The organism is Rhodothalassium salexigens DSM 2132, assembly GCF_004341375.1.
Taxonomy (GTDB): domain Bacteria; phylum Pseudomonadota; class Alphaproteobacteria; order Sphingomonadales; family Rhodothalassiaceae; genus Rhodothalassium; species Rhodothalassium salexigens.
The window spans coordinates 55,252-79,667 of record NZ_SLXO01000007.1; the positions used below are offsets into that span (position 1 = coordinate 55,252).

Annotated in this window: 22 protein-coding genes; 11 read left to right on the top strand and 11 right to left on the bottom strand. The window is 69.1% G+C overall.

Annotated elements, in window-relative coordinates:
• Window positions 1-136 precede the first annotated feature (136 nt).
• From EV659_RS09890 to EV659_RS09905, 4 genes are all read right to left on the bottom strand, one after another.
• Window positions 137-2,293: a methyl-accepting chemotaxis protein gene (locus EV659_RS09890; RefSeq protein ID WP_165878827.1), complete on the bottom strand. Its 2,157-nt coding sequence runs from the start codon at window positions 2,291-2,293 to the stop codon at window positions 137-139.
• A 585-nt stretch (window positions 2,294-2,878) separates the two neighbouring features.
• Window positions 2,879-4,756, bottom strand: a complete 1,878-nt coding sequence (gene cobT, locus EV659_RS09895; protein WP_132708722.1) for a cobaltochelatase subunit CobT — start codon at window positions 4,754-4,756, stop codon at window positions 2,879-2,881.
• 9 nt (window positions 4,757-4,765) lie between these two features.
• Window positions 4,766-5,758 (bottom strand): cobaltochelatase subunit CobS, encoded by a 993-nt coding sequence (cobS, locus tag EV659_RS09900; RefSeq protein ID WP_132708723.1) that lies wholly within the window; start codon window positions 5,756-5,758, stop codon window positions 4,766-4,768.
• 106 nt (window positions 5,759-5,864) lie between these two features.
• Window positions 5,865-6,449, bottom strand: a complete 585-nt coding sequence (locus EV659_RS09905; protein ID WP_132708724.1) for a J domain-containing protein — start codon at window positions 6,447-6,449, stop codon at window positions 5,865-5,867.
• 74 nt (window positions 6,450-6,523) lie between these two features.
• Between EV659_RS09905 and EV659_RS09910 the strand changes: the two genes are divergently transcribed.
• Window positions 6,524-6,886: a BolA family protein gene (locus EV659_RS09910; RefSeq protein ID WP_132708725.1), complete on the top strand. Its 363-nt coding sequence runs from the start codon at window positions 6,524-6,526 to the stop codon at window positions 6,884-6,886.
• Between the two features lie 79 nt (window positions 6,887-6,965).
• Here the strand turns inward: EV659_RS09910 and EV659_RS09915 are convergent, their stop codons facing one another.
• From EV659_RS09915 to EV659_RS09925, 3 genes are all read right to left on the bottom strand, one after another.
• Entirely contained in the window at window positions 6,966-8,252 is a 1,287-nt protein-coding gene (locus EV659_RS09915) for an HlyC/CorC family transporter (RefSeq protein WP_200287608.1), read from the bottom strand.
• A 71-nt stretch (window positions 8,253-8,323) separates the two neighbouring features.
• Window positions 8,324-9,481 carry a 3-dehydroquinate synthase gene (gene aroB, locus EV659_RS09920; RefSeq protein ID WP_132708726.1) on the bottom strand — a complete coding sequence of 386 codons (1,158 nt, stop codon included), beginning with the start codon at window positions 9,479-9,481 and terminating at the stop codon, window positions 8,324-8,326.
• Window positions 9,478-10,068: a shikimate kinase gene (locus tag EV659_RS09925; protein ID WP_132708727.1), complete on the bottom strand. Its 591-nt coding sequence runs from the start codon at window positions 10,066-10,068 to the stop codon at window positions 9,478-9,480. The genes aroB and EV659_RS09925 overlap by 4 nt, the downstream gene beginning before the upstream one ends.
• 174 nt (window positions 10,069-10,242) lie before the next feature.
• Between EV659_RS09925 and EV659_RS14705 the strand changes: the two genes are divergently transcribed.
• From EV659_RS14705 to bluB, 6 genes are all read left to right on the top strand, one after another.
• A complete protein-coding gene (locus EV659_RS14705; RefSeq protein WP_165878828.1) occupies window positions 10,243-10,383 on the top strand; it encodes a hypothetical protein in 141 nt (46 codons plus the stop codon).
• On the top strand, window positions 10,380-12,401 hold the full coding sequence (locus EV659_RS09930) for a hypothetical protein (RefSeq protein WP_132708728.1): 2,022 nt from the start codon (window positions 10,380-10,382) through the stop codon (window positions 12,399-12,401). The genes EV659_RS14705 and EV659_RS09930 overlap by 4 nt, the downstream gene beginning before the upstream one ends.
• Before the next feature lie 34 nt (window positions 12,402-12,435).
• A complete protein-coding gene (locus tag EV659_RS09935; RefSeq protein WP_132708729.1) occupies window positions 12,436-13,356 on the top strand; it encodes a site-specific tyrosine recombinase XerD in 921 nt (306 codons plus the stop codon).
• Between the two features lie 83 nt (window positions 13,357-13,439).
• Complete coding sequence (locus EV659_RS09940; protein WP_132708730.1) at window positions 13,440-14,435, top strand: HpcH/HpaI aldolase/citrate lyase family protein; 996 nt, start codon at window positions 13,440-13,442, stop codon at window positions 14,433-14,435.
• 268 nt (window positions 14,436-14,703) lie between these two features.
• Complete coding sequence (locus tag EV659_RS09945; RefSeq protein WP_132708731.1) at window positions 14,704-15,660, top strand: acetyl-CoA carboxylase carboxyltransferase subunit alpha; 957 nt, start codon at window positions 14,704-14,706, stop codon at window positions 15,658-15,660.
• A 159-nt stretch (window positions 15,661-15,819) separates the two neighbouring features.
• Window positions 15,820-16,443: a 5,6-dimethylbenzimidazole synthase gene (bluB, locus tag EV659_RS09950; protein ID WP_132708732.1), complete on the top strand. Its 624-nt coding sequence runs from the start codon at window positions 15,820-15,822 to the stop codon at window positions 16,441-16,443.
• Between the two features lie 56 nt (window positions 16,444-16,499).
• Here the strand turns inward: bluB and EV659_RS09955 are convergent, their stop codons facing one another.
• Window positions 16,500-17,852 carry a glutamate--cysteine ligase gene (locus tag EV659_RS09955; protein ID WP_132708733.1) on the bottom strand — a complete coding sequence of 451 codons (1,353 nt, stop codon included), beginning with the start codon at window positions 17,850-17,852 and terminating at the stop codon, window positions 16,500-16,502.
• Between the two features lie 68 nt (window positions 17,853-17,920).
• The gene (locus EV659_RS09960; RefSeq protein ID WP_132708734.1) at window positions 17,921-18,676 is read right to left on the bottom strand and encodes a 16S rRNA (uracil(1498)-N(3))-methyltransferase; all 756 of its coding nucleotides are present in this window, start codon (window positions 18,674-18,676) and stop codon (window positions 17,921-17,923) included.
• 83 nt (window positions 18,677-18,759) lie between these two features.
• Here EV659_RS09960 and ubiA point away from each other — a divergent pair, with 83 nt between their 5' ends.
• Both ubiA and ppa read left to right on the top strand, forming a co-directional pair.
• Window positions 18,760-19,725, top strand: a complete 966-nt coding sequence (ubiA, locus tag EV659_RS09965) for a 4-hydroxybenzoate octaprenyltransferase (protein ID WP_132708735.1) — start codon at window positions 18,760-18,762, stop codon at window positions 19,723-19,725.
• Between the two features lie 176 nt (window positions 19,726-19,901).
• Window positions 19,902-20,429, top strand: coding sequence for an inorganic diphosphatase (ppa, locus tag EV659_RS09970; RefSeq protein ID WP_132708736.1), 528 nt, complete (start codon window positions 19,902-19,904; stop codon window positions 20,427-20,429).
• 253 nt (window positions 20,430-20,682) lie between these two features.
• Here the strand turns inward: ppa and EV659_RS09975 are convergent, their stop codons facing one another.
• Window positions 20,683-20,880, bottom strand: coding sequence for a hypothetical protein (locus EV659_RS09975; RefSeq protein ID WP_132708737.1), 198 nt, complete (start codon window positions 20,878-20,880; stop codon window positions 20,683-20,685).
• Between the two features lie 421 nt (window positions 20,881-21,301).
• Between EV659_RS09975 and EV659_RS09980 the strand changes: the two genes are divergently transcribed.
• Window positions 21,302-21,586 carry a DUF4212 domain-containing protein gene (locus tag EV659_RS09980; protein ID WP_132708738.1) on the top strand — a complete coding sequence of 95 codons (285 nt, stop codon included), beginning with the start codon at window positions 21,302-21,304 and terminating at the stop codon, window positions 21,584-21,586.
• A 98-nt stretch (window positions 21,587-21,684) separates the two neighbouring features.
• Entirely contained in the window at window positions 21,685-23,451 is a 1,767-nt protein-coding gene (locus tag EV659_RS09985; RefSeq protein ID WP_420877590.1) for a sodium:solute symporter family protein, read from the top strand.
• A gap of 78 nt (window positions 23,452-23,529) precedes the next feature.
• Here the strand turns inward: EV659_RS09985 and EV659_RS09990 are convergent, their stop codons facing one another.
• Window positions 23,530-24,408 (bottom strand): TlyA family RNA methyltransferase, encoded by an 879-nt coding sequence (locus EV659_RS09990; protein WP_132708740.1) that lies wholly within the window; start codon window positions 24,406-24,408, stop codon window positions 23,530-23,532.
• Between the last annotated feature and the right edge of the window lie 8 nt (window positions 24,409-24,416).

Sequence of the window (24,416 nt, forward strand, 5' to 3'; positions counted from 1 at the left end):
GCGGACGGCGCTGGTTTCTGCTGGCGGCCGCGCGCCTCTGGGCCAAGCGTCGGAGCGGACGACGGGGCGACGGTCACTCCGTCGCCCCGCCCGGTTTCTAGGCCTGCCGGCTGCACCGCGATCGATCGCGCCACGATCAGCCGCGGTCGGCGCGGACGGTTTCCAAGAACCGTGCCACCTCGCCGCGGAGGTCGTCGGACAGGCGCGACATATCCTTTGCCGAGGTCAGCACCTGGGTCGCCGCCGCCCCGGTTTGATTGGCACTCTCGCTGACCGCGCCGATGTTCTTGGTGATGTCCTGCGACCCCTTGGCCACCTCGGACACGTTGCGCGAGATTTCCTGAGTCGAACTGTCCTGTTCCTCGACGGCGGACGCGATGGACACGGCGGTGCTGTCGATATCCTGGATGATGCTCTGGATCGACTCGATGGCCGAAACGGCCTTGTTTGTGGCGTCCTGCATGGTCGAGATCTGCTCGGCAATCTCCTGGGTCGCCTTGCCGGTCTGATTGGCCAGCGACTTGACCTCGCTGGCCACCACCGCGAAGCCCTTGCCGGCCTCGCCGGCGCGCGCTGCCTCAATGGTGGCGTTGAGCGCCAACAGGTTGGTCTGTTCGGCGATGTCGTTGATCAGACTGACCACCTCGCCGATCCGGTTGGCGTTTTCGGCCAAGCGACGCACATCCTCACTGGCCTTGTCGGACCGGGCGACGGCATCCTTGGCGGCGGTGCTCGACTGGTTGGTCTGCGACGTCACCTCGCGCACCGACGCCGACAGTTCTTCCGCGGCGCTGGCGACCATTTGCATATTGGCCGCCGCCTGCTCGGCCGCCGAGGCGACCAGCGACGACCGTTCCGACGTGTCCTCGACCGCGTGGGTCATGTTCTGCGCCGCGCTCTCCATTTCCTGGGCCCCGTCGCGGACCTTGTCGACCACGCCCAGCACCGACGCCTCGAACTGGTCGGCCAGTTCGACCATCGCTCGCTGGCGCTCTTCCTGAACATGCCGCTCCTTGTCGGCCTCCTCGCGCCGGCGTCGCTCTTCGGCCTCGCGTTCGGCCTGCTCGGCGGCCTCTTGCTCGCGGCGGCGTTCGGCCTCAATGCGTTCCTGCTCCTCGCGCAGCCGCTCCTTGTCCAAGGCATTGTCCTTGAACACCTGCACGGTGCGCGCCATGGCACCGATTTCGTCGGCCCGGTGGGTACCTGGAACCTCAACCGAGAGATTGCCGTCGGCGAGCTCGCGCATATTGCCCTGCAACCCGGACAAGGGCCGGATCACCCGGTTGGTGACCACCAGATAGGCCAGCACACAGACCACGACGATGATCACCAGCAGCACCAGTTGCGAGGTCAGCGCGGCCCGGCCGGCCCGCTGCTTTTCCTCGGCCATCGCCTCCGTACGGTTTCCCGCACGGGTGAACAGCGTCTCGATGGGTGCCGTGGCCGCCACCGCGGCGTCGACGAACGGGCCCACCGACATGGAATACCGGCCCTCACCGGCGCGCATGTCGACGGACTCGGCCGCCGCCACGTCGAGCACGTCCCAACGGAAATTCTCGAAGAATTGGGTCTGCACCTGGTCGATCTGGCGTTGCAGGTCGATGTCGATCAGCGGGCTGTCGATCAGCCGCTTGACCTCGTCCCAGGCACCGGCAACCCGGCCGGCATAAAGCGAGTTCATCACTTCGGCCTGGAGCGACAGGGGCCGGCCGGCGGCGATCGCCTCACCGACGCTGGCCCACTCGCGCGCCGCATACTCACGCATCACCCACAACTGGAACAGCAGATTGGGATAGGCGAACTGGTCGCGATCGTCGCCGATCAAGCCGAAAACCGCCTGGGTCCGCAGATGCACGGTGGCGTCGATCAACGCCTCGACCGGCGGCTGGATGCGCGGCTTGTCCTCGGCCGCCACCGCAAACCCGCTTTCCAGATCGAAGCCGCCCTCGCCGCCGCTGTCGCCGCCGCCATCCAACTCGGCGTCGATGTCGGTGCGAACGCTGCGCACCTCGCGCAGACCGGCGTCAAACGCCGACCGGGCTTCGGCCTTGCCCGGAAACGCCGGCAAGTCGGCGACGCCCTGCCCCACCGTCGCGGCAAGCCGGTCCACCTCGGCGCGCGCCGCGGTCAACCGACCGGCCAGGGCGTTGTCGTCGTCGGCCAGGGCGATCATGGCGAAACCGCGTTCCTTGGACACGGCTTCCAGAAACGCGAAGATGGACGAGTCCACACGGCTCAGCCGCTCGTTCAATGCCGCGGTGCGGGCCCGGCCATTGGCCTCAAGGGCATCCATGACAGCGCCGGCAATGGCGATAAGTGCCAGGACGGCAATAATCCCCACGAGCGAGTTACGCACTGAAAAAAGGCCCGCCCACCGTCCGGGCGCGTCGGCCTGACCGGTCGTCGCCATACACCATTCTCCTTATGCCAGCTTGACCACCCTCGGAAGCACGCCCGCGGGTCGGACGTACCGTCGCAGACGAGGATTAACACTGTCTAAAGAAAAAAGCGCAGTACACCGGAAGATGCATGCGATCCGGTCTTGACGCATTCATGCGATATTGATCGCAATGTTTTAAGGTTTTGCCCTATTTATCCTGACTTTCTCCCATTTTTTACATTGTTTTCGTTGCACAACCAGCCCCCGAGAACAACCCCAAACAGCAGTGACGGCCCGCCCCAGCCGCCCGCTTAACGCAAGGTTTTGTAAACCATGGCCTGCCTCGATCGCATCGACGCCAAGACGGGCGGGGTTTGCGGCGCTGCGTGGAGACACTGTTTGGGGCGCATGGATGGTGCAGCCGTCACGGCACGGGCTGGGGGCGAGGGGCGCAGACCGCACCCGTTGAGCGCCCCCAGACATCGCGCCGCGCGGCCATCAAATCAGACGAGTGGGACGGACGGGCTCGCTATGGCCGCGCTCTTCCTCGAACAATTTGGCCAGTTGATTGGTCATGGCGCCGCCTAGTTGCTCGGCATCCATGATGGTCACCGCGCGGCGGTAGTAGCGGGTCACGTCATGACCGATGCCGATGGCGATCAATTCCACCGGCGAGCGGCCCTCGATCCACTTGATCACCTGGCGCAGATGCTGTTCGAGATAGCTGCCCGAATTGACCGACAGGGTGCTGTCGTCGACCGGCGCGCCGTCGGAGATCACCATCATAATGCGCCGCTCCTCGGGCCGGCCGATCAGGCGGCTGTGCGCCCACAACAGCGCCTCGCCGTCGATATTCTCCTTCAGCAGCCCCTCGCGCATCATCAGGCCCAGATTGCGCCGCGACCGCCGCCACGGCGCGTCGGCCGACTTGTAGACGATGTGGCGCAGGTCGTTGAGCCGGCCGGGCTGGGACGGCTTACCCTGGTTGAGCCATGCCTCGCGGCTGCGCCCGCCCTTCCAGGCGCTGGTGGTGAAGCCGAGGATTTCGGTCTTGACGCCGCAGCGTTCGAGCGTGCGGCCGAGGATATCGGCGCACACCGCGGCGATGGAGATCGGCCGGCCGCGCATGGAGCCCGAATTGTCGAGCAACAGGGTGACCACCGTGTCGCGAAACTCGATGTCGGTCTCCTGCTTGTAGCTCAATGGCTGGGTCGGCTGGGCGACCACCCGCGCGAGCCGCGCCGGGTCGAGCAGGCCTTCTTCCAGGTCGAACTGCCAGGATCGATTCTGCTGCGCCATCAGGCGGCGTTGCAGGCGGTTGGCCAGGCGCGAGACCACATGGCTCAGATGCACCATCTGCTGGTCCAGATGGGCGCGCAGGCGACCCAACTCCTCTTCGTCGCACAGGTCGGTGGCGGTGACGATCTCGTCGTATTCGGTGCTGAACGCCTTGTAGAAGCGCGAGTCGGGCAGGTCCGACATGGGCTGGTTGGGCCGCCAGGGCGCGCCCTCGATGCTTTGGTCGGCGGCATCGGCGTCCATGTCGGAGCGGTCCATGTCGACCGCCTCGCCGCCCTCGGCCTGCTGCTCCTCGGTGTCGGCCTCGGCGGTTTCGGGGGTCTCGCCCTGGTCGGCGTGCTCGTCGCCGCCGCTGTCGCCCTCGCCGTCCTGCTCCTCGGTGCCGGCCTCGTCCTGGTCGTCCTGGCCTTCTTCGGGGTCGGCGTGGGGTTCCTCGTCGGGCCTGTCGTCGCCGATATCGAGCGCGCCGAGCAGATCCTGGGTCAGGTGCGCAAACGCCGCCTGATCGTGCGCGACCTCGGCCATGCGCTCCAGGATCGGCGCGGCCTTGTCTTCCAGGTGCGCGCGCAACAGATCGACGGCGCCACGCGCGGCCTCGGGCGGCGCCTGATCGAGCATGCGCTCGCGCGCCATCAGGTCGAGCACCGCCGGCAGCGATACGTCGTCGGCCTCGGCCGCCTGGTGCAGGCCGCGCTCGCGGCAGCGGTCGTCGATCAGGGCGGCGATGTTCTCGCCCACCCCGGACATCTGCACCGAGCCCAGGCACTCCACCCGCGCCTGCTCCATGGCGTCATAGACCTCACGGCCCAGAGGCGACTGCGGCGCGAGGCGGGCGTGGCAGCCGGGGTCGTGGAAGCGCTTGCGTACCGACCAGGCGTCGGCCTGGCCGCGCGCGCGGGTCACTTCGGCCGCCGGCAGCGACCGATGCGGGCGAACCACGCGGGCGGTCTTGCCGTCGAAGGCCGGCGCGTCGGAGGCATATTCCAACTCGATCCCGCTGTCGCGGGACAAGGCGCGCATGGTGCTGGCCATGGCGCGCTTGAGCTCGTCCGCAGGACTGCGCTGTTTATCGGTCATCGGCCCACCTCAGGCCGCGCGGTAGCGGGCCGACTCGGGCAGATCCTTGCCGAAGCAGCGCTGATAGAACTCGGCCACGATGCTGCGCTCGGCCTCGTCGCACTTGTTGAGGAACGACAGCCGGAAAGCAAAGCCCACATCGCCGAAGATCTCGGCGTTCTGCGCCCAGGTGATCACCGTGCGCGGGCTCATCACGGTCGAGATGTCGCCATTGACGAACGCCTCGCGGGTCAGGTCGGCGGTGCGCACCATCTTGCCCACCGTGTCGCGGCCCTCGTCGGTCTTGGCGAAGCTGACCACCTTGGCGAGCGCGATCTCCACCTCCCGCTCATAGGGCAGATAATTGAGCGTGCAGACGATGTTCCAGCGGTCCATCTGGCCCTGGTTGATCTGCTGGGTGCCGTGATAGAGCCCGGTGGTGTCGCCCAAGCCAACCGTGTTGGCGGTGGCGAACAGGCGAAACGCCTTGTGCGGGTGAATGACCCGGTTCTGGTCCAGCAGGGTCAGCTTGCCTTCCACTTCGAGCACCCGCTGGATGACGAACATCACGTCGGGCCGGCCGGCATCGTATTCGTCGAACACCAGCGCGGTCGGCGTCTGCAACGCCCAGGGCAGCAAGCCTTCCTGAAACTCGGTCACTTGGCGGCCGTCGCGCAGCACGATGGCGTCCTTGCCCACCAAGTCGATGCGGCTGATATGGCTGTCCAGGTTGATGCGGATGCACGGCCAGTTGAGCCGCGCGGCCACCTGCTCGATATGGGTCGACTTACCGGTGCCGTGATAGCCCTGGATCATCACCCGGCGGTTGTGGGTGAAGCCGGCCAGGATCGCCGCCGTGGTCTCGGGGTCGAACACATACGTGTCGTCGGCCTCGGGCACGTGATCGCCGCGGTCGGAGAAGGCGGGCACGTCCATATCCAGGTCCAGCCCAAAGGTCTCGCGCGCCGACACCTTGGTGTCGGGGCCGGGCTGGTTGCTCAGTCGCTCGGTCGGTGTATCCATCAAGTCGTCCCTGGCTCGAAAGTCGGGTCAAACGGGTCGCTGGGGCGTGATCGGCAGGCGCCGGGCGGTCGGACGCAGTCGGGAACGACCGCACACCGACGGGCGGTTAGCCGGCGTCGGCGGTCCCGGGCGCGCGGGTCAGCTGTTTGTACGCGGCGATCACGGCCCGCAGTTTACTCTCATGGCGGCGGTCGCCGCCATGGCTGTCCGGGTGGTAGCTACGCACCAACGTCCGGTAACGGTTTCTTATGTCCTTGGCCTCGGCGTCCGCGTCAAGGCCAAGCACCTTGAGCGCGGCGAGGTCGGCCCGGCTGACCCGGCGGCCGTTGGTCGCACGGCGCCCGGCGCGCAAAAAACCCGCGCCGTAGCCCGGCAGATCGTCGAACATGCCAAGAACGTCGTCCACCCGGGGCAATTCCTCGTCATCGCCGGTGCCGGCGATCCGCCAAGTCGGCCGGTCCCAGGTATAGGCCCGCGACGCCGCGTCCTGCATCTGATCCGGCGTCATACCGTCGAAGAAATCATAAGATGCATTGTAAGCCCGGACATGGTCCAGACAGAAGTGATAATATCCGTCCTGCCCGCGCGGACGCGGCGCGCGGAACTCGCCCACCGCGTCGCACCCCGGCTGATCGCAGGGGCGCGCCTGGCCGTCGCTGACGCGACCGTGAAACCGTTCTCGTTTGCTCATGGGGGTCAATATCGGCTACCCGACCCCATGAAACAACCGTCGACCCGATGCCAGCCCTTTGGGAGATCAGTGCCATGGCAGAGACCCAGACCCCGTCGCAAACCCCGTCGCAGAGCCCGGCCAGCGCGTCGACCACGCACACCCCGGTACCCGACGAGCGGCCGGTCTATGCGGCGATGCAACGCAAGCTGACCGAGGCGTTCGCGCCCATCACGCTGACGATCCGCGACGAATCGTACAAGCACAGCGGCCATATGGGCTATATGGGCGACGATGCCGAAACCCATTTCGTGCTGACCATCGTGTCCGAGCGCTTCGAGGGCATGAGCCGGCTCGACCGCCAGCGCGCCATCCACAAGGCGCTGAAAGACGAACTGGCGACCAGCATCCACGCGCTCGCCATCCGCGCCTCGGCGCCCAGCGACACCAAGGGCTGAGCCCGAGCCGCGCGCTCGCACCGCCGGCCGGCAAGGCGCGCCGGGTGCCGGACGCCCTGGCGCCCGGTTGCCCGGCGGCTCAGTCCGCCTCGGGCGTGGCGGCGGGGGCCGGCGGCACGATGCGCAGCTTGGTCAGCCGGTTGTGGCGCCGGCCCAGCACCTCGAAGCGGAAGCCGTGAAAGTCGAAGGCGTCGCCGACCACCGGCAGGGTCTCGGCCTCGTAAATCACCATGCCGGCGATGGTCGACGCCTCGTCGTCGGGCAAGGACCAGTCGAACTCGCGGTTGAGGTCGCGCACGCTGACCAGCCCTTCGGTGATCACGCTGCCGTCCGCCTGACGCTGCACGCCGGCGACCGCCACGTCGTGCTCGTCGGAGATGTCGCCGACGATCTCTTCGAGGATGTCTTCGAGCGTCACCAGCCCCATCAGCGTGCCATACTCGTCGACCACCAGGGCGAAATGGGCGCGCCGGGCGCGGAAGGTGTTGAGCTGTTCGCGCAAGGTCGTGGTGTCGGGGACGAACCAGGGCTCCTTCATCAGCGCGCGCACGTCGACCGCATCGATGCCCCCGCCGGCCTGCAACACCGCGCGCAGCAGGTCCTTGGCGTGCAGCACGCCGACGATATTCTCGGGCTCGTCTTCATAAAGCGGGATGCGGGTATAGGGCGCGCGCATCACCTGGGCCACCAGGTCGGCGGCGGGCTGGGCCAGGTCCAGCATGTGCATGGACTGGCGGTGGATCATCACGTCGTTGACCTGCAATTCGTCCAGGTCGAGGATCGAGCCGAGCATGTCGCGGTGCGCCTTGCGCAACCCGCCCTCGCTGGCGTGGAACTCGATCGCGCCGCGGATTTCCTCCTGGCCCGACAGCGCCGAGGTCGCCGAGACGTCGACACCGAACAGCCGCAGGGTCAAGCGCACCACCACCTGCACCGCGCGCACCACCGGTGCGAACAGCCGCACCACCACGCCGATCACCGGCCCGACCACCAGCGCCATGCGATCGGCATTGGCGATGGCATAGGTCTTGGGCAGCACCTCGGCGAAGATCAGCACCAAAGCGGTCATCAACAGCGTGGCATAGACCACGCCCTCCTCGCCCACGAAGCCGATGAACAGGCTGGTGGCGAGCGCCGAGGCCAGGATGTTGACCAGATTGTTGCCAAGCAGAATGCCGCCGATCAGCCGCTCCTTGTCGGTGATCAGCCGGGCCACCTTGACGGCGCGCGGGTCGCCGTCGCGGGCGAAGCGGTGCAGGCGGTGCGGCGACGCCGCGGTCAGCGCGGTCTCGGAGCCCGAAAACAGCCCCGACAGCGCCAGCAACAACAGGATCACCCCGATCGTCAGCGCGGTTTCCACCATCATGGTCGTGTCTTGTCCCCCTCAACGGTCCGCACCGGCCCCGCCCCTCAAGGCCCGGCGACCGCGATCAAGCCCTAGGCGCTCACCGGCGGCTTGGACCGGGCGCCGGAGCGGCCGCCGCGCCGGCTCAGATGCTCCGCCAGCAGGTCGCGCACCGCCACCGGGTCCACGTCCTCGGCCACATAAGCCGCACCGATGTCGCGCGCCAGGATAAAGCGCAGCCGCCCGTCGACCGCCTTCTTGTCCTGGGCCATGGCGTCGACGATCTTGTCCGCGTCGCCCTTGATCGGCAGGTCGGCCGGGCTGGTCGGCAGCTTGACCGACGCCAGGTGCCGGGCGACCCGCTCGGCGCGGCCCGCCTCGCAGACGCCAAGCCGCTCCGACAACTCGAACGCCAGAACCATGCCGGCGGCCACCGCCTCGCCGTGCAGCAGGTCGCCCTTCATGCCCGCGCACGCCTCGAAGGCGTGGGCGAAGGTATGGCCCAGATTGAGCAGCGCGCGGCGGCCCTGTTCGCGCTCGTCCTCGGCAACGATGCCGGCCTTAGCGCGGCAACAGGTCTCGACCGCGGTGCCCATCAGCTTGTGGTCGCGGGTGGTCAGCGCCACGCCCTCGCGCTCCAGCCATTCGAAGAATTTGGGCTGGTTGATCAGCCCGATCTTGACCACCTCGGCATAGCCGGCCAGCAATTCGCGCCGCGGCAACGAGCCGAGCACGTCCAGATCGGCCAGGACCATGCGCGGCTGGTGGAAGGCGCCGATCAGGTTCTTGCCCTGGCGGGTGTTGATGCCGGTCTTGCCGCCGACCGAACTGTCCACCTGCGCCAACAGCGTCGTCGGCACCTGCACGAAGTCGACGCCCCGGCGCAGGATCGCGGCGGCAAACCCGGCCAGGTCGCCGACCACCCCGCCGCCGAGCGCCACGATGGTGTCCTGACGCTCGACCCCGGCTTCGAGCAACCGTTCGCACAGGGCGCTCAGCCCGTCCCAGCCCTTGGACACCTCGCCCGGGGTCAGGATCACCGAGGTCGAGGCGATGCCGGCGGCCTCCAAGGCGGCCAGCGCCTCGGGCCCATGGGCGTCATAGACGTGGCGGTCGGTGACCAGGGCGACCCGCGGCCGCGCGATCACCGGCGCGATCTGTTCGCCGAGCGAGGCCAGAAGCCCCGCGCCGATGCGGATTTCGTAACTGCGCGGGCCCAGGTCGACGGTCAGCGTGCTTTGAAAGCTCATGATGCGGTGTTCTCTTCCAGATGGGCAGTCAGGGCGTCGATGATGGCGTCGACGACCCGGCCGTGCGGGCCGTCGGCCGACACCACATGAATGTCGGCCTGGGCATAGTCGGGCGTGCGACGGTCCAGCAATTGGGCCAGTTTGGCGCGCGGGTCGGGGCCACGCAGCAACGGCCGGGTATCGCGCCGGGCGGTGCGCGCCACCAGCGTGTCCAGGTCGGCCTTCAGCCACACGGTCACCGCACGGGCGCGCAACAGGTCGCGCGTACCGGGCTCGGCAAAGGCGCCGCCACCGGTGGCGATCACCTTGCGCCGGCCGTCCAGCAACCGCGCCAGCACCTTGTATTCGCCCTGGCGGAACGCCGCTTCGCCGAAGCGCTCGAACACCTCGGAGACCGGGCAACCGGCAGCGGTCTCCACCTCCTGGTCGGAATCGACGAACGGCAGCGCCAGCCGCCGCGCCAAGCGCCGGCCAACGGTGGACTTGCCAGACCCCATCATGCCAACAAGCGCAATCGGCCGGTCAAGCGCACCGTCGCGCACAACCGGGGCGGTATCGATCAATTCTGGGTCTTCGGGATCGGTCATAGGTCTTGCATACACGACGGCGCCGGACGACCCAAGCCCGCAGGGTGCACCGCGGCACCCTGCACCTCGAAGCGGGCGACACGGGCCCGCCACATTCGCCGCCGACGATGCCCGCTGGACACGATTTCCTGCGCGCCTCTATAAGCGGGGCAAGATCAGCCACAGGAGACGCCGATGAACAGAACCTGGCTCTATCTGGCGGTGGCGGCGCTCATCGCCCTCGTCGGCGCGGCGCTGTTCCTCTACACGTGGGACATCCCCGCTCCGTCTCAGGAAATCGAAAAGACCCTGCCGGACGACAGGTTCCCGCGATGACGCGAAGCGCGCTCCTGGCCTGCCTGTTGTGCGGGCTGGCCGCCCCGGCTGTGCTGGCGCAACAGGGCAGCGAAAGCGAGCCGGAACCGCCGCAGGCACCGGCCGAGGACGCGGCGCCCGACCGGGACCGCGACCAAGACCGGAGCGACAGCGACCGCGCCGAGGACCGGGGCAGCGCACGGCCGCGCTCGTTGCTGCGGCTGGGCCCGTTCCTCGACCCCGAGGCCCTCGACCGGCCGTCGGCCGAGACCCTGGTGGGCGCGCAAGGCCCCAAGGACGCCACGCCAGACGCCGAGACCGCGCCCTTCGACCCGGCCGCCGGCGTCGAGGTGGGCGCGCTCGACCGGCTCGGCCTCGAAGGCATCGGCACGCTGGGCCCCCAAGACGCCCTGCCGCCCGACCTGTGGCACGGCTCCGACCCCGAGGTCGCCGCCGCCCTGCTCGCCGCCCTGCCGCACCGGCTGCGCTCCCAAGGGGTGCGGCATTTGTGGCGTCAGCTCCTGTTGTCGCCGGCGCTGTCGCCGGCCGCGGGGCGCATCCCCGACGGCCTGCGGCTGCGGCTTGAAAAGCTCACCGCCGCCGGTCGCGTCGACGACGTGCTGGCGCTGTCGGACGCCATCCCGCCCGGCGCCATGACCGCCGACCTGGCCCATCTGCGCGCCGACGCGCTGCTGGTCGGCGGCCGCCTGGACGACGGCTGCGCGCTGGCCCGCGACGCCGCGCGCGAAACCGGCGAGGCGCGCTGGCTGAAGATGCTGGCGCTGTGCGAGGCGCTGGCCGGCAACCGCAGCGCCGCCTATCTGCAAATCAGCCTGCTGGAAGAGAGCGGCGAGGCGGGCCGGCTTTTCCCGGCGCTGATCGACCGCCTGCTGGCGCGCGGCGAGGGCCTGGACGTGAACACGGGGCCAGAGACCGGCCTTGGGACCGGCCTGGCCCTCGACACCGTCGAGCGCGTCGACCCGATCCTCTATGCCGCCTTTCTGGCCGCCGACGTGGCACCGCCGGCCGAGGCCGCCCGGGCAGCCCCGCCCCTGGTGCTGGGCGAACTGGCGGTCAACGCGCTGATGGCGCCGCCGGCCCGGCTCGCCGTTGCCGAGCAGGCCGCGCGCATGGGCCTGATCGGCGGCGGCCGGCTCGCCGCCCTGTTCGACGCCATGGCGTTCACCGATGCCGACTTGGGCACCGCCGACGCGGTGCTCGACGACCCGGCCGCGATCAACGGCCTGGGCTCGCCCGAGAACCCGCCGCTCGACGGCATGATGATCGACGCGCTGCTGTTCGCCAAGGCGCGCCGGGCGCAGGACCCGACCACCCGACTGGCGTTCCTCGACCTGTTGTTCGACCGCGCGGTGACCCGGGGCTATGCCCAGGTGATGGCGGTGGCGGTGGCGCCGTTGCTCGACACCGTGATGCCCACCGACGACCTGGTCGGCCATGCCGGACTGGTCGGGCGGGTACACCTGATCACCGGGCAGATGGATGCCGCCCGGCGCTGGTACGCCAAAGCCGCAGCGATGGCGACAGCGCCCGGTCGCAGCGACGACAGCCGCGCCGCCGCCGGCCACGCGCTCCGCGCGCTGACGCCGCTGATGCTGATCGCCGAGGGGCCGGCCATGGCCGACTATGACGCGGCGCTCGCACGCTGGGCCGAGGACAGCGCCGTGCACGCGCCCGAACGGCTGCAAGCCGGGCTGGTGCTGCTCGACGCGCTCGACGGACGGGTGCCGGCGGCGGCCTGGAGCCGGGCGCTCCAGGCGGCGGCCGCAGCCGGGCCGGGGGGTGAGGCACCGGTCTACGCCGCCCCCAATCCGGCGGTGTGGCGCCAGCTTCTGATCGCCGCCGGCACCGACCGGCTGGGCGAGACGGTGGCCGCCGCCCTGGCCCTGGTCGGCGATGCCGGCGCCACCCGGACCGACCCCGCGGCCCTGTCGGCGGCGGTCGGCGCGCTGGCGGACGCGGGCTTCGAAGCCGCCGCCCGGCGGTTGGCGTTCGAGGCGCTGATCGCCGGCGCGCGCTGACGCCCGGTCGGCCGCGACGGGGAGCCCGGGACCCATGGACCGGACGCTGGAAGCGTTCCTGGAGATGCTGAGCGCCGAACGCGGCGCGGCGGCCAACACGCTCGCCGCCTATCGCCGGGATATCGAGGATTTCCTGGCCCATGGCAGCGCCGACCCGGCCGGCGCCACGGCCGACGATGTGCGCGCCTATCTGGCCGATCTGACCCGGCGCGGGCTGGCGGCGTCGACCCAGGCGCGGCGGCTGTCGGCACTCAAGCAACTGTTCGCCTTCATGGTCGAGGAAGGCTGGCGCGCCGACACGCCGACCGCCTATGTCTCCAGCCCGGCGACCCGACGGCCGCTGCCCGGCGTGTTGAGCGAGGACCAGGTGGACGCGCTGATCGCCACCGCGCGCCACGCCGCCGAAGCCCGGCCCAATCTGCGCAGCGCGCGCGCGCTGGCGCTGGTTGAGATGCTATATGCCACCGGGCTGCGGGTCAGCGAACTGGCCGCGCTGCCCGACCGGGCCGCCGCCGTCGACGCCAAGCTGATCGCGGTCACCGGCAAGGGCGGCGCCGAGCGCCTGGTGCCCTTGGGCGAGCCCGGGCGCCGGGCGCTGGCCGACTATCGCCGCTGGCGCCAGGCCGAGCCCACAGTGGCGGACAGCCCCTATCTGTTCCCGTCGCGCAGCCGGTCGGGCCATCTGACGCGGGTGCGGGTGTTGCAGATCCTCAAGGACTTGGCGGCGAGGGCGGGCATTTCGCCGGCCCTGGTCAGCCCGCACAAGCTGCGCCACGCGTTCGCCAGCCACCTGCTCGCCCACGGCGCCGATCTGCGCTCGGTGCAGATGCTGTTGGGCCATGCCGACATCTCGACCACGCAGATCTACACCCATGTGCTCGACGAGCGCCTGCGCGCCCTGGTCGCCGAGCACCACCCCCTGGCCCGCCGCCGCGCGCACGACCGAGGCGACTGAACGACAAGCCCTTGCGCGCGGCGGGCCGGTCCGCTTCACTGCGGCGCAACACCGTTGCCGTTTTCTCAACAGGGAGTTCTTTCATGTCCTTTACCCAAGCGCCCGAAAAACCCGCCCGCCTCAACCGCTCGGAACTGGCCGTGCCGGGCTCGAACCCGCGATTTCTGGAAAAGGCGGCGGCCAACAACGATGTGGATGCGGTGTTCCTCGACCTTGAAGACGCGGTCGCCATCGAGGCCAAGGAAGAGGCGCGCAAGAACGTGATCGAGGCGCTCGGCGACCTGGACTGGGGCGAAAAGACCGTCTCGGTGCGCATCAACGGCCTCGACACGCCCTATATGTACCGCGACGTGGTCGACCTGCTGGAAGCCCGGACCGACCGGCTCGACCTGATCATGATCCCCAAGGTGGGCACGGCGTCGGACATCTACGCGCTCGACATGCTGGTCACCCAGATCGAGACCGCCATGGGCCGCAAGAAGCGCATCGGCTTCGAGATGATCATCGAAACCGCCATCGGCATGATGAACATCGACACCATCGCCGGGGCGAGCCCGCGCAACGAAAGCCTGCACTTCGGCGTTGCCGACTATGCCGCCTCCACCAAGGCCGACACCACCCAGATCGGCGGCCCCAACCCGCGCTATTCGGTGCTCACCGACCCGGACGCCGACGGCCGGCGCGAGGTGCACTGGAACGACATGTGGCACTATGCGATCAACCGCATGGTGGTCGCCGCGCGCGCCCACGGTCTGCGCCCGATCGACGGCCCGTTCGGCGACTTCTCGGACCCCGACGGCTTCACCTTCCACGCCAACCGGGCGATGGTGTTGGGCTGCGAGGGCAAGTGGGCCATCCACCCGAGCCAGATCCCCTTGTGCAACAAGCTGTTCTCGCCGTCCAACGACGAGATGAAGAAAGCCTATGCGATCCTCGACGCCATGGCCGCCGCGCGCGCCAAGGGCCAGGGCGCGGCCGCCCTCGACGGCAAGCTGATCGACCTGGCCTCGATCCGCCAGGCCGAGACCATGGTCGCCAAGTTCGAAGCCGGCGGCGGCGCCCGCGACCAACTGGGCTAAGCGACCGCAGCCCCGGGCGCCGGCCCCTGCCGCATCGACCTCAGCCGCCGGCGCCCCGGGACGGCCGCGCCGCCTAAGGCCGCTCGCCACGATCGCGGGGCAGCGGCCAATCCGGTCCGCCGGGCCCGGTGGGGCCTGGCGGCCGGGTCGCGGGCATCGGCCCCTTCCCCTCGGCGCCGATCTGGTCTAACACCGCGCCCAAGTGCATCGCCCTGGCCACCCTGATCGGTGCGACCGGGCGCCCCTCCCCCATGAGCATCCTGGCCCCATGAGCATCCTGGATTTCGAAAAGCCCATCGCTGCCCTGGAAAACAAAATCCGCGAGTTGCGCGAGATCGCCGGCGGCGCCAACGAAGTGGACCTGGACGAGGAAATCGGCCGGCTGGAAGCCAAGCACGAGCGGCTGCTGGTCGAGACCTATTCCAAGCTCAGCCCGTGGCAGAAGACCATGGTCGCCCGCCACCCCGGCCGGCCCCACTTCTCCGACATCGCCGCCACCCTGTTCACCGAGTTCGAGCCCCTGGCCGGCGACCGCCGCTATGGCGAAGACCTGGCGATCCAGGGCGGCCCGGCGCGCTTCGACGGCCGGCCGGTGATGATCATGGGCCACGAAAAGGGCAAGGACACCGACAGCCGGGTCAAACACAATTTCGGCATGGCCCGCCCCGAAGGCTATCGCAAGGCGGTGCGCCTGATGGAGATGGCCGAGCGCTTCGACATGCCGGTGCTGACCTTCGTCGACACCTCGGGCGCCTATCCCGGCATCGGCGCCGAGGAACGCGGCCAGGCCGAGGCGATCGCCCGCGCCACCGAGGCGTGCCTGAACCTGCACGTGCCGATGATCGCCACCATCGTCGGCGAGGGCGGCTCGGGCGGTGCCATGGCCCTGGCCGCCGCCAACACGGTGATGATGTACGAACACGCCATCTATTCGGTGATCTCGCCCGAAGGCTGCGCGTCGATCCTGTGGCGCACCGGCGAAAAGGCCCAGGACGCCGCCAGCGCGCTCAAGATCACCGCGCAGGACCTGGAAAAGCTCAAGGTCATCGACGCCATCGTGCCCGAACCCGTGGGCGGCGCCCACCGCGACCCCGACACCGCGCTCGACACGCTGGGCGAACGCCTGCGCGCGTCTTTGGGCCAGTTGAGCGAGCAACCGCGCGACGCCCTGCGCCCGGCGCGCTGGGACAAATTCCTGGCCATGGGCCGCCTGGACCAACAATAACCGCCACCGCCTGCCGCCCCTGCCGGCGGTCGTCCCCGGCGGTCATCCCCGGGCGATCGCGGCCGGCATCCAGGCTCCGGCAGCCCGAGACCGGGGCGCCGATGAGCGCCGCCTGCCCGACCACCGGGCCTTAAAGCTTCAACGACCGGGAGCGTCTCCATGCAATTCACGCCCGAGCACGCCCAAGCGCTCGACCAGATCCTCACCTGGCGCCGCGACATCCGCCACTTCCACACCGATCCGGTGCCCGAGCCGGTGCTCGACGAGCTGGCGCAGGCCATGGAGTGGGCGCCTTCGGTGGGCAACAGCCGGCCGTGGCGGGTGGTGCGCGTGGACGACCCGGCAACCCGCGCCCGGCTGCTGGCCAACTACGAATCGGCGCGCGACGCCGGCGCAGCGGTCTATGACGGCGACGATCTGGCGCTTTACAAACAGTTGAAGCTGTCGGGCATGGCCGAAGCACCGGTGCAACTGGCCGTGTTCACCGACACCGAGCCGCAGGCGGGTCGCGGCCTCGGCCGCCAGACCATGCCCGAAACGCTGGCCTATTCCACCGTGGTGGCGATCCATACCCTGTGGCTGGCCGCCCATGTGCGCAATCTGGGCGTCGGCTGGGTGTCGGTGCTCGACCCGCAGGCGGTGACCGACACGCTCGACGTGCCGGCGCACTGGCAGTTCACCGCCTATCTGTGCCTCGGCTATCCGGCCTATGAGGACGACCGGCCGGAACTCGAACGGCGCGGCTGGCAGGCCAACACGCCGACCCCTTGGACACGCCGCTGAACCGCTGAACCGCCGCCGGGGCGCGGGCGCCCCGGTGCGCGCTGGCGCTCACACGCTCAATAGCTGAACGCGTCGAACACCTGGGTGACGTCGCCGTTCCAGGCGCGCTCGTAAAGGTCGAGCAGCCGGTCGGCCGGCGCCTTGCCGCTGGCCACCGTCTCGTGCAGCGAGTCGAGGAACGCCTGTTCGCTGGGCGCCCCGTCGGCAGCGCGCGCGCGCGCCTTGAGCCCGGCGTCGGCGATCGCCAGCACCTCGCGCGCCAAATCGGCCATGCGCCCGCCCCGCCACGGCGCGTCGAGCGCGTGGATGGCGGCGTCCAGGCGCAATTGCTGGCGCTCTTCGGCCGACCAGTCGCGGACCAGATCCCACGCCGCATCGAGCGCGCTGTCGTCGTAGAGCAGCCCCACCCACAGCGCCGGCAACGCGCACAGCCACGACCACGGGCCGCCGTCGGCGCCGCGCATCTCCAGGAAGGTCTTGAGCCGGACCTCGGGGAACGGCGTGGTCAGATGGTCCATCCAGTCGGCCATGGACGGCCGCTCGCCCGGCAGCGCGTCGAGCCGGCCGTCCATGAAGGTGCGGAACGACTGCCCGGCCAGGTCGATCATGGCGCCGTCGCGCTGGACGAAATACATCGGCACATCGAGCACATAGTCGACCCAACGCTCGAACCCGAAGCCGTCGTCGAACACGAACGGCAACATGCCGGTGCGGTCGGGGTCGGTGTCGGTCCACACCCAGCTGCGGTTCGATTTGATGCCGTTGGGCTTGCCCTCGACGAACGGCGAATTAGCGAACAGGGCGGTGGCCACCGGTTGCAGGGCCAGGGCGACGCGGAATTTCTTCACCATGTCGGCTTCGCTGGCGAAGTCCAGATTGACCTGCACCGTGCAGGTGCGGGTCATCATGTCGTGGCCGAGCTTGCCGCGCGTGGGCATGTAGGCGCGCATGATGCGATAGCGCTGCTTGGGCATCCACGGCATCTGGTCGCGGCGCAGCGTCGGGTGGAAGCCGAGGCCGAGGAAGCCCACGCCGAGGTCGTGCCCCACGTCGCGGGCTTGGCGCAGGTGGCCGGTGACCTCGTTGCAGATCTCGTGGATGGTCTCCAGCGGCGCGCCCGACAGTTCGAGTTGGCCGCCGGGCTCCAGCGTGATCGAGGCGCCGTCCTGCTTCAGCGCGACGATCTGGCCGGCTTCGTGCACCGGCTCCCAGCCGAAGCGGCGGAAGCCGTCGAGCACGTCGCGAATGCCCGGGTCCGAGTCGTAGGCCAGCGGCGTCCGATCGGCCCGGTTGTAGACGAACTTCTCGTGTTCCGCGCCGATGCGGAAGTCGGCGGGTGCCTTGCAGCCCTGTTCGAGAGAAGCGATGAGGTCCGCACGGGTCAGGTGCGGTCGGGGATCGTCGGCCATGGTCAGGCCCTTACCTGTGAGCGATAGCGGGACAGTTAGGCGGCTGGGCGGCGGGGATCAAGGCCGGATCATGGACCGGACCGGTCGGAGTTGGCCGCCGACCCCGCCACCGCCTGCCATTGTGCCAACAGCGTCAGGGCGGCGGTTTCGGCGCGCAGGATGCGTGGGCCGAGTGCCACCGGACGCACCGCTGCGTGGGCGTTCAAGAGCGTCACCTCCTCGGCGGAAAAGCCGCCCTCGGGGCCGACCAGCAGCGCCGGCGGGGTGCCCCCCGCGGCGATCTCGGCCACGACCCGGGACCAGGGTGCGACATTTTGATCGCGGGCGATGGCGGCATAGAGCGGCGTGTCGGCGGGCCAGGCGCCGAGCAACGCGGCCAGGCGCACCGGCGCGTCCAACTGCGGCACGGTCAGCCGTTCGCACTGTTCGGCGGCCTCGGTCATGGTGGCGGCCAGGCGCTCGGTCTTGACCTTGTCGACCACGCCGTGGCGGGTCAGCACCGGGGTCAGGCGCGCCGCGCCCAATTCGACCGCCTTTTCGACCAGGAAATCGAGCCGCGCCTTCTTGATCGGCGCGAACACCAGGTGCGGGCCGGGTTCGGCCGCCGGCGCGCGGGTGCGCGCGTCGAGCCGCACGGTGGCGCGCTTGCGCGTCGCTTCGACCAAGCGGCCGCGCCATTCGCCGTCGCGGCCGTTGAACAGCACCACCTCGGCGCCGGGCCCAAGGCGCAGCACCGACACCAGATAATGGGCCGGACCGGTCCCGGGGTCGACGACGGCTTCAGCAACCAGCGTTTGCGTTGTATAGAGGCGCGGAACAGTCATGGGCCATGCCATAACGGCCCAATGCGATCTTGTCGACGCGGACGAAACGATGACACGCGCGCCGCTGGACAGAAAGGTTTGTCATGCCCCCAGCCCCCTATCCTTCCGACAGCGCGCCGAGCCCGCTTGGGCCCGACGACGCGCTGACCCCCGACGCCCTGCCCGACAGTTGGGTGGCGCGCACGCCGCGCCCGGTGCGGCCCTATCTGCGGTTGATGCGCGCCGACCGGCCGGCCGGCTTCTGGCTCTTGATGTGGCCATGCCTGTGGTCGACGGCGCTGGCGGTGCCGGCGACCGAGCCGCAATTCTGGATTTTGTGCGCGCTGTTTCTGGTCGGGTCGATCGTCATGCGCGGCGCCGGCTGCGCCTGGAACGACATCGTCGACCGGTCGATCGACCTCAAGGTGGCGCGCACCGCCGCCCGGCCGATCCCGGCGGGCCAGGTCAGCTGGGCCCGGGCGCTGGCGTTCGCCGTCGGGCTCAGCCTGACCGGCTTGCTGGTGCTGATCCAGTTGAACGGGTTCGCCATCGCGCTCGGCATCGTGTCGCTGATCCCGGTGGCGATCTACCCGTTCGCCAAGCGCTTCACCTATTGGCCGCAGGCGGTGCTGGGCTTGACCTTCAACTGGGGCGCCTTGATGGGCTGGGCGGCGGTTTCTGGCGGCCTCGCCCCGGCGGCCCTGGTGCTCTATGCCGGCTGCCTGTTCTGGACGCTCGGCTACGACACCATCTACGCCCACCAGGACAAGGCCGACGACCTGATCGCCGGCGTCAAGTCCACCGCCCTTAAGCTGGGGCCGTCGACGCGCGCCTGGGTGATCGGCTTTTACGCCCTGTTCGTCGCCGGCCTGACCGCCGCCGGCGCCCTGGCGCATATGGCCTGGCCCTACTATCTGGGCGTCGCCGCCACCGCCGCCCATCTGGCGTGGCAGACCGCGCGGCTCGACATCGACGACCCAACCCGCTGCCTGGACCTGTTCCGCGCCAATACCGGGCTCGGCTGGGTGCCGTTCGCGGGCGCGGTGGCCGCCGGTCTCCTGGCCGTCTGAACCGCGTTTCGACCGCCGCCGGCCCGGCGCCGGCACCCGGACAGCGCCCACCGGGGCCACAGCGGGACCACAGCGGGGCGGGCCATGCCACCAACGGCGGGGTTGCCGGTCGGGCGCGGCGCCGCTAAGACCCCAAACCAACGTCAACCGACCAACCGAACACGAGAGGCTGCGGGATGAATATCGACAAGATTTCCGTGGGTGCCGCGCCGCCCTGGGATATCAATGTGATCATCGAGGTGCCAGTGGGCACCGAGCCGGTGAAGTACGAACTGGACAAGGCCTCGGGCGCGCTGGTGGTCGACCGGATCCTGCACACCTCCATGCGCTATCCGTGCAACTACGGCTTCGTGCCCCACACCCTGGCCAAGGACGGCGACCCGGTCGACGTGATCGTCGCCAACCGCACGCCGATCATGCCCGGCGCCATCGTGCGCTGCCGGCCCATCGGCGTGCTGGAGATGATGGACGACGGCGGCGACGACGCCAAGATCATGGCGTTGCCGGTGGACAAGCTGCACCCGTTCTATCGCGATGTGACGTCGTGCCACGAACTGCCCAAGATCTTCCTCGACCAGATCACCCACTTCTTCCAGCACTACAAGGACCTGGAAGAGGACAAGTGGACCAAGATCGGGGCCTGGAAGGGCCCGGAAGAAGCCGCCCAGGTGATCGCCGAGGCGATCGAACGCGCAAAGGGCTGAGCCTGGCGCGCCCCTGCTGCGGCGGGTCGTGACAATAGCAAAGGCGCCGGCGATGAAACGCCGGCGCCTTTTTTGCTGGCCGTGCCCAGCCCCATACGGGCCGGAGCGGCCCCGGTTGGGCCGTGCGCGGCCGATGCCCCGGAGGAAATCGACACCGCCGCACACGGCCCGGGCCTGAGGAGCCCACCTTGGTTTCCGGCAAGCGGCGGCGGGGTGGCTGCCATCACCCCGCCGCCGGCCCCACCCGCTGGCCCTAACCCAAAACCAGCGGGCCGACCACGCGCACCCCGCCCGCGCTAAGACGGATCACGCGTTCGCTGCCCTCGGGCTCCACCAAGCCACCCAAGCCGCCGGCCAGAAGGCCATCGCCCGGAGCCAGGCCGCGTTCCATGCTCGCCCCCACCAACAAGGCGCCGAGCGTTCCCGCGGTCAGTCCATAGGTGATGTCCATGCTTGCCTCCTGACGTATCGCCGGCCTTGGGGCCCGGCGTGGTGGTGAACCCGACCGCCGCAGACGGGTGGGCCGAGCCGGTGCAGCGCCTCGGCGCCTTATCTGCGACTGCCTCGCACTATCATTGATATTCATTCTCACTGTCAACAGGAAAAACGATCTGAACTGCGGTCAGTCGATGGTCGGGTCTGAGTCCGGGGGCACGCCAGCGGGCCTGGCTCGGTCAGACAGGCCCGGTCTTGGGCACCGGCTGGGCGGCTGGGGGTGCTGCGCCCTCAGCCGCCCAACGGGGGGGGCAACCGGCGCCGGAGAGCCTTGTCCGGCGCTGCGACTAAAGTCTGCTTCTTGCGCATTGGAACCGCTGTTAGCGTGGCAATATTCCGACAAATAGACCTGGATGTCTCAAGGGGAGGACACCGACATGACACCACCGAACGCCGGTAAGACCGGCGCCACCGAGGCCCAGAAAGCCGCCTATTGGAAGGCCAATATCCGCTTGTTGCTCAGCTTGCTTGGCATCTGGTTCGTGGTCTCTTACGGCTGCGGCATTCTGTTGGCCGAACCGCTCAACGCGCTGTCGCTCGCCGGCTATCCGCTGGGCTTCTGGTTCGCCCAACAAGGGTCGATCTACGTCTTCGTGGTGCTGATCTTCGTCTATGGCGTGCTCATGAAGCGGCTGGAACGTCGTTTCGGCGTCGAGGATTGAGGGAGGCTGCCATGACCAAAACCTTGATCATCCCGGTGACCACGCTGGTGACCGGTCTCGCCGTGCTCGCCCTGGTGTTCGCGCTGGGCATTCCGCCCCTGTCCACCACCGGGCTGACCTATCTGTTCGTCGGCGTCAGCTTCGGGCTCTATTTCGGCATCGCGATCTGGTCCAAGGCCGGCTCGACGCGCGATTTCTATGTGGCCGGCGGCGGCGTGCCGCCGGTGATGAACGGCATGGCCACCGCCGCCGACTGGATGAGCGCGGCCAGCTTCATCTCCATGGCCGGGATCATCGCCTTTGCCGGCTATGACGGCTCGGTCTATCTGATGGGCTGGACCGGCGGCTATGTGCTGTTGGCGCTGCTGCTGGCCCCGTATCTGCGCAAGTTCGGTCAGTTCACGGTGCCCGACTTCATCGGCGAGCGCTATTATTCGCGCACCGCCCGGGTCATCGCCGTGGTGTGCCTGATCGTCATCTCGTTCACCTATGTGGCCGGCCAGATGCGCGGTGTCGGCATCGTGTTTTCGCGCTTTCTGGAGGTGCCGATCGACTGGGGGGTGATCATCGGCATGGCGATCGTGTTCGTCTATGCGGTGTTCGGCGGCATGAAGGGGGTCACCTATACCCAGGTGGCGCAGTATTGCGTGCTGATCTTCGCCTATATGGTGCCGGCGATTTTCATCTCGATCCTGATCACCGGCAATCCGGTGCCGCAACTGGGTCTCGGCGCCGACGTCGCCGGTGAACCGGGCACCTCGGTGCTGGTCAAGCTCAACCAGGTGCTCTCCGACCTGGGCTTCGGTGCCTATACCGACGGCTCGAAATCGACCCTCGACGTGTTCGCGATCACCGCCGCCTTGATGGTCGGCACCGCCGGGCTGCCGCACGTGATCGTCCGCTTCTTCACCGTGCCCAAGGCGTCGGATGCGCGCACCTCGGCGGGCTGGGCGCTGGTGTTCATCGCCATTCTCTACACGACCGCGCCGTCGGTGGCGGCGTTCGCGCGGCTCAACCTGGTCGATACCGTGGCCGAAACGCCCTATGAACAGACGCCGCAATGGGTCAAGACCTGGGAAGGCATCGGGCTGATCGGCTGGGCCGACAAAAATGACGACGGCCGCATCCAGTACGGCCCCGGCGACGCGCTGGCCGGCAAGCCCGAATTCACCGGCGAGACCGGCGCGTCGGGCGAGCGCCAAGTCGCCAACCCCAATCCCGACACCGCCAACGAGCTTTATGTGGACCGCGACATCATGGTGCTGGCGAACCCCGAAATCGCTCAATTGCCGGGCTGGGTGATCGCGCTGGTGGCCGCCGGCGGCGTCGCGGCGGCGCTGAGCACCGCGGCGGGGCTGTTGCTGGTGATCTCCAGTTCGATCAGCCACGACCTGCTGCGCAAGACCTTCACCCCCGGCATCTCGGACGCCCAGGAGCTGTTGATCGCCCGGGTGGCGATCGCCGCGGCGATCGGGGTCGCCGGCTATTTCGGCATCCATCCGCCCGATTTCGTGGCTGCCGTGGTCGCCCTGGCCTTTGGGCTGGCGGCGTCGTCGCTGTTCCCGGTGATTCTGATGGGCATCTTCAGCTACCGGATGAACAAGGAAGGCGCCATCGCCGGCATGGTCGCCGGGCTTGGCTTCACCATGACCTATATCGTGCTGTTCAAGTTCGCCGGCGTCAGCAGCGACTATCTGCTGTTCGGCATCTCGCCCGAGGGCATCGGCACGGTGGGTATGGTGATCAACTTCGCCGTCGCCTATGCGGTGTCGCGACTCACCAAGACGCCGCCGCTCGCGGTGCGCGAGTTGGTCGAGCATATCCGGATACCGTCAGGCGCCGGCGCCGCGCCCAGCGCCCACTGAGCCCAAGACTCAAGACCCAAGGCTCAAGACCCACGATCCGGGGCGGCGGCATCCACCGCCGCCCCGGCAGGCTCTCGGTCAGTCGGGCGCCGGCCCGCGACGGGCATAGATCAGAAATTCCACATTGCCCTCGGGGCCCTTGATCGGGCTTTCGGTCAGGCCGGCCACCGACCAGCCGTCGAGGCCATCGAACCAGGCGCGGATGCGCGCGCACACCTCGGCGTGCAGGGCCGGGTCGCGGACCACGCCGCCCTTGCCGACCCGCTCGCGGCCGACCTCGAACTGCGGCTTGATCAACGCCACGCAGAAACCGCCCGGCCGCACCAGCCCCAAGGCCGCCGGCAACACCACTTCCAAGCCGATGAAACTGGCGTCGCAGACCACGCCGTCCACCGGCGCGGGGATCAGCGCGGCGTCCAGGTGGCGTGCATTGGTCTTTTCCAGCACCACCACGCGGTCGTCCTGGCGCAGGCTCCAGGCCAATTGGCCGTGGCCCACATCGACCGCATAGACGCGCGCCGCGCGGTTCTGCAATGCCACGTCGGTGAAACCGCCGGTACTGGCGCCCACGTCGATCAGGGTCAGGCCGTCCAGGGCGAGGTCGAACGCCTCGATGGCGTGGGCGAGCTTGCAGCCGCCGCGGCTGACCCAGGGGTGCGGACGGCCGCGCACCGTCAAGGGCTGGTCCGCCGCCACCGCCGTCCCCGGCTTGTCGATCCGCCGGTCGCCCGAGAACACCGCGCCGGCCATGATCAGCGCCTGCGCCTTGGCTCGGCTTTCAGCCTGCCCGCGCGCCACCAGGGCGGCGTCGGCGCGCTCTCCCTTGGCGCGGCCGCCACCCGCCCGCGATGCCGAGCCCGACGCCTGACCGGGCGCCGGCCCTGGCGCCGAACGCGAAGGCGGCGACCCGGCCTGTGCCGTGCCGCCGCCCTTCGATCGAGAGGTCTTTTTCGCCACGTCGCTCA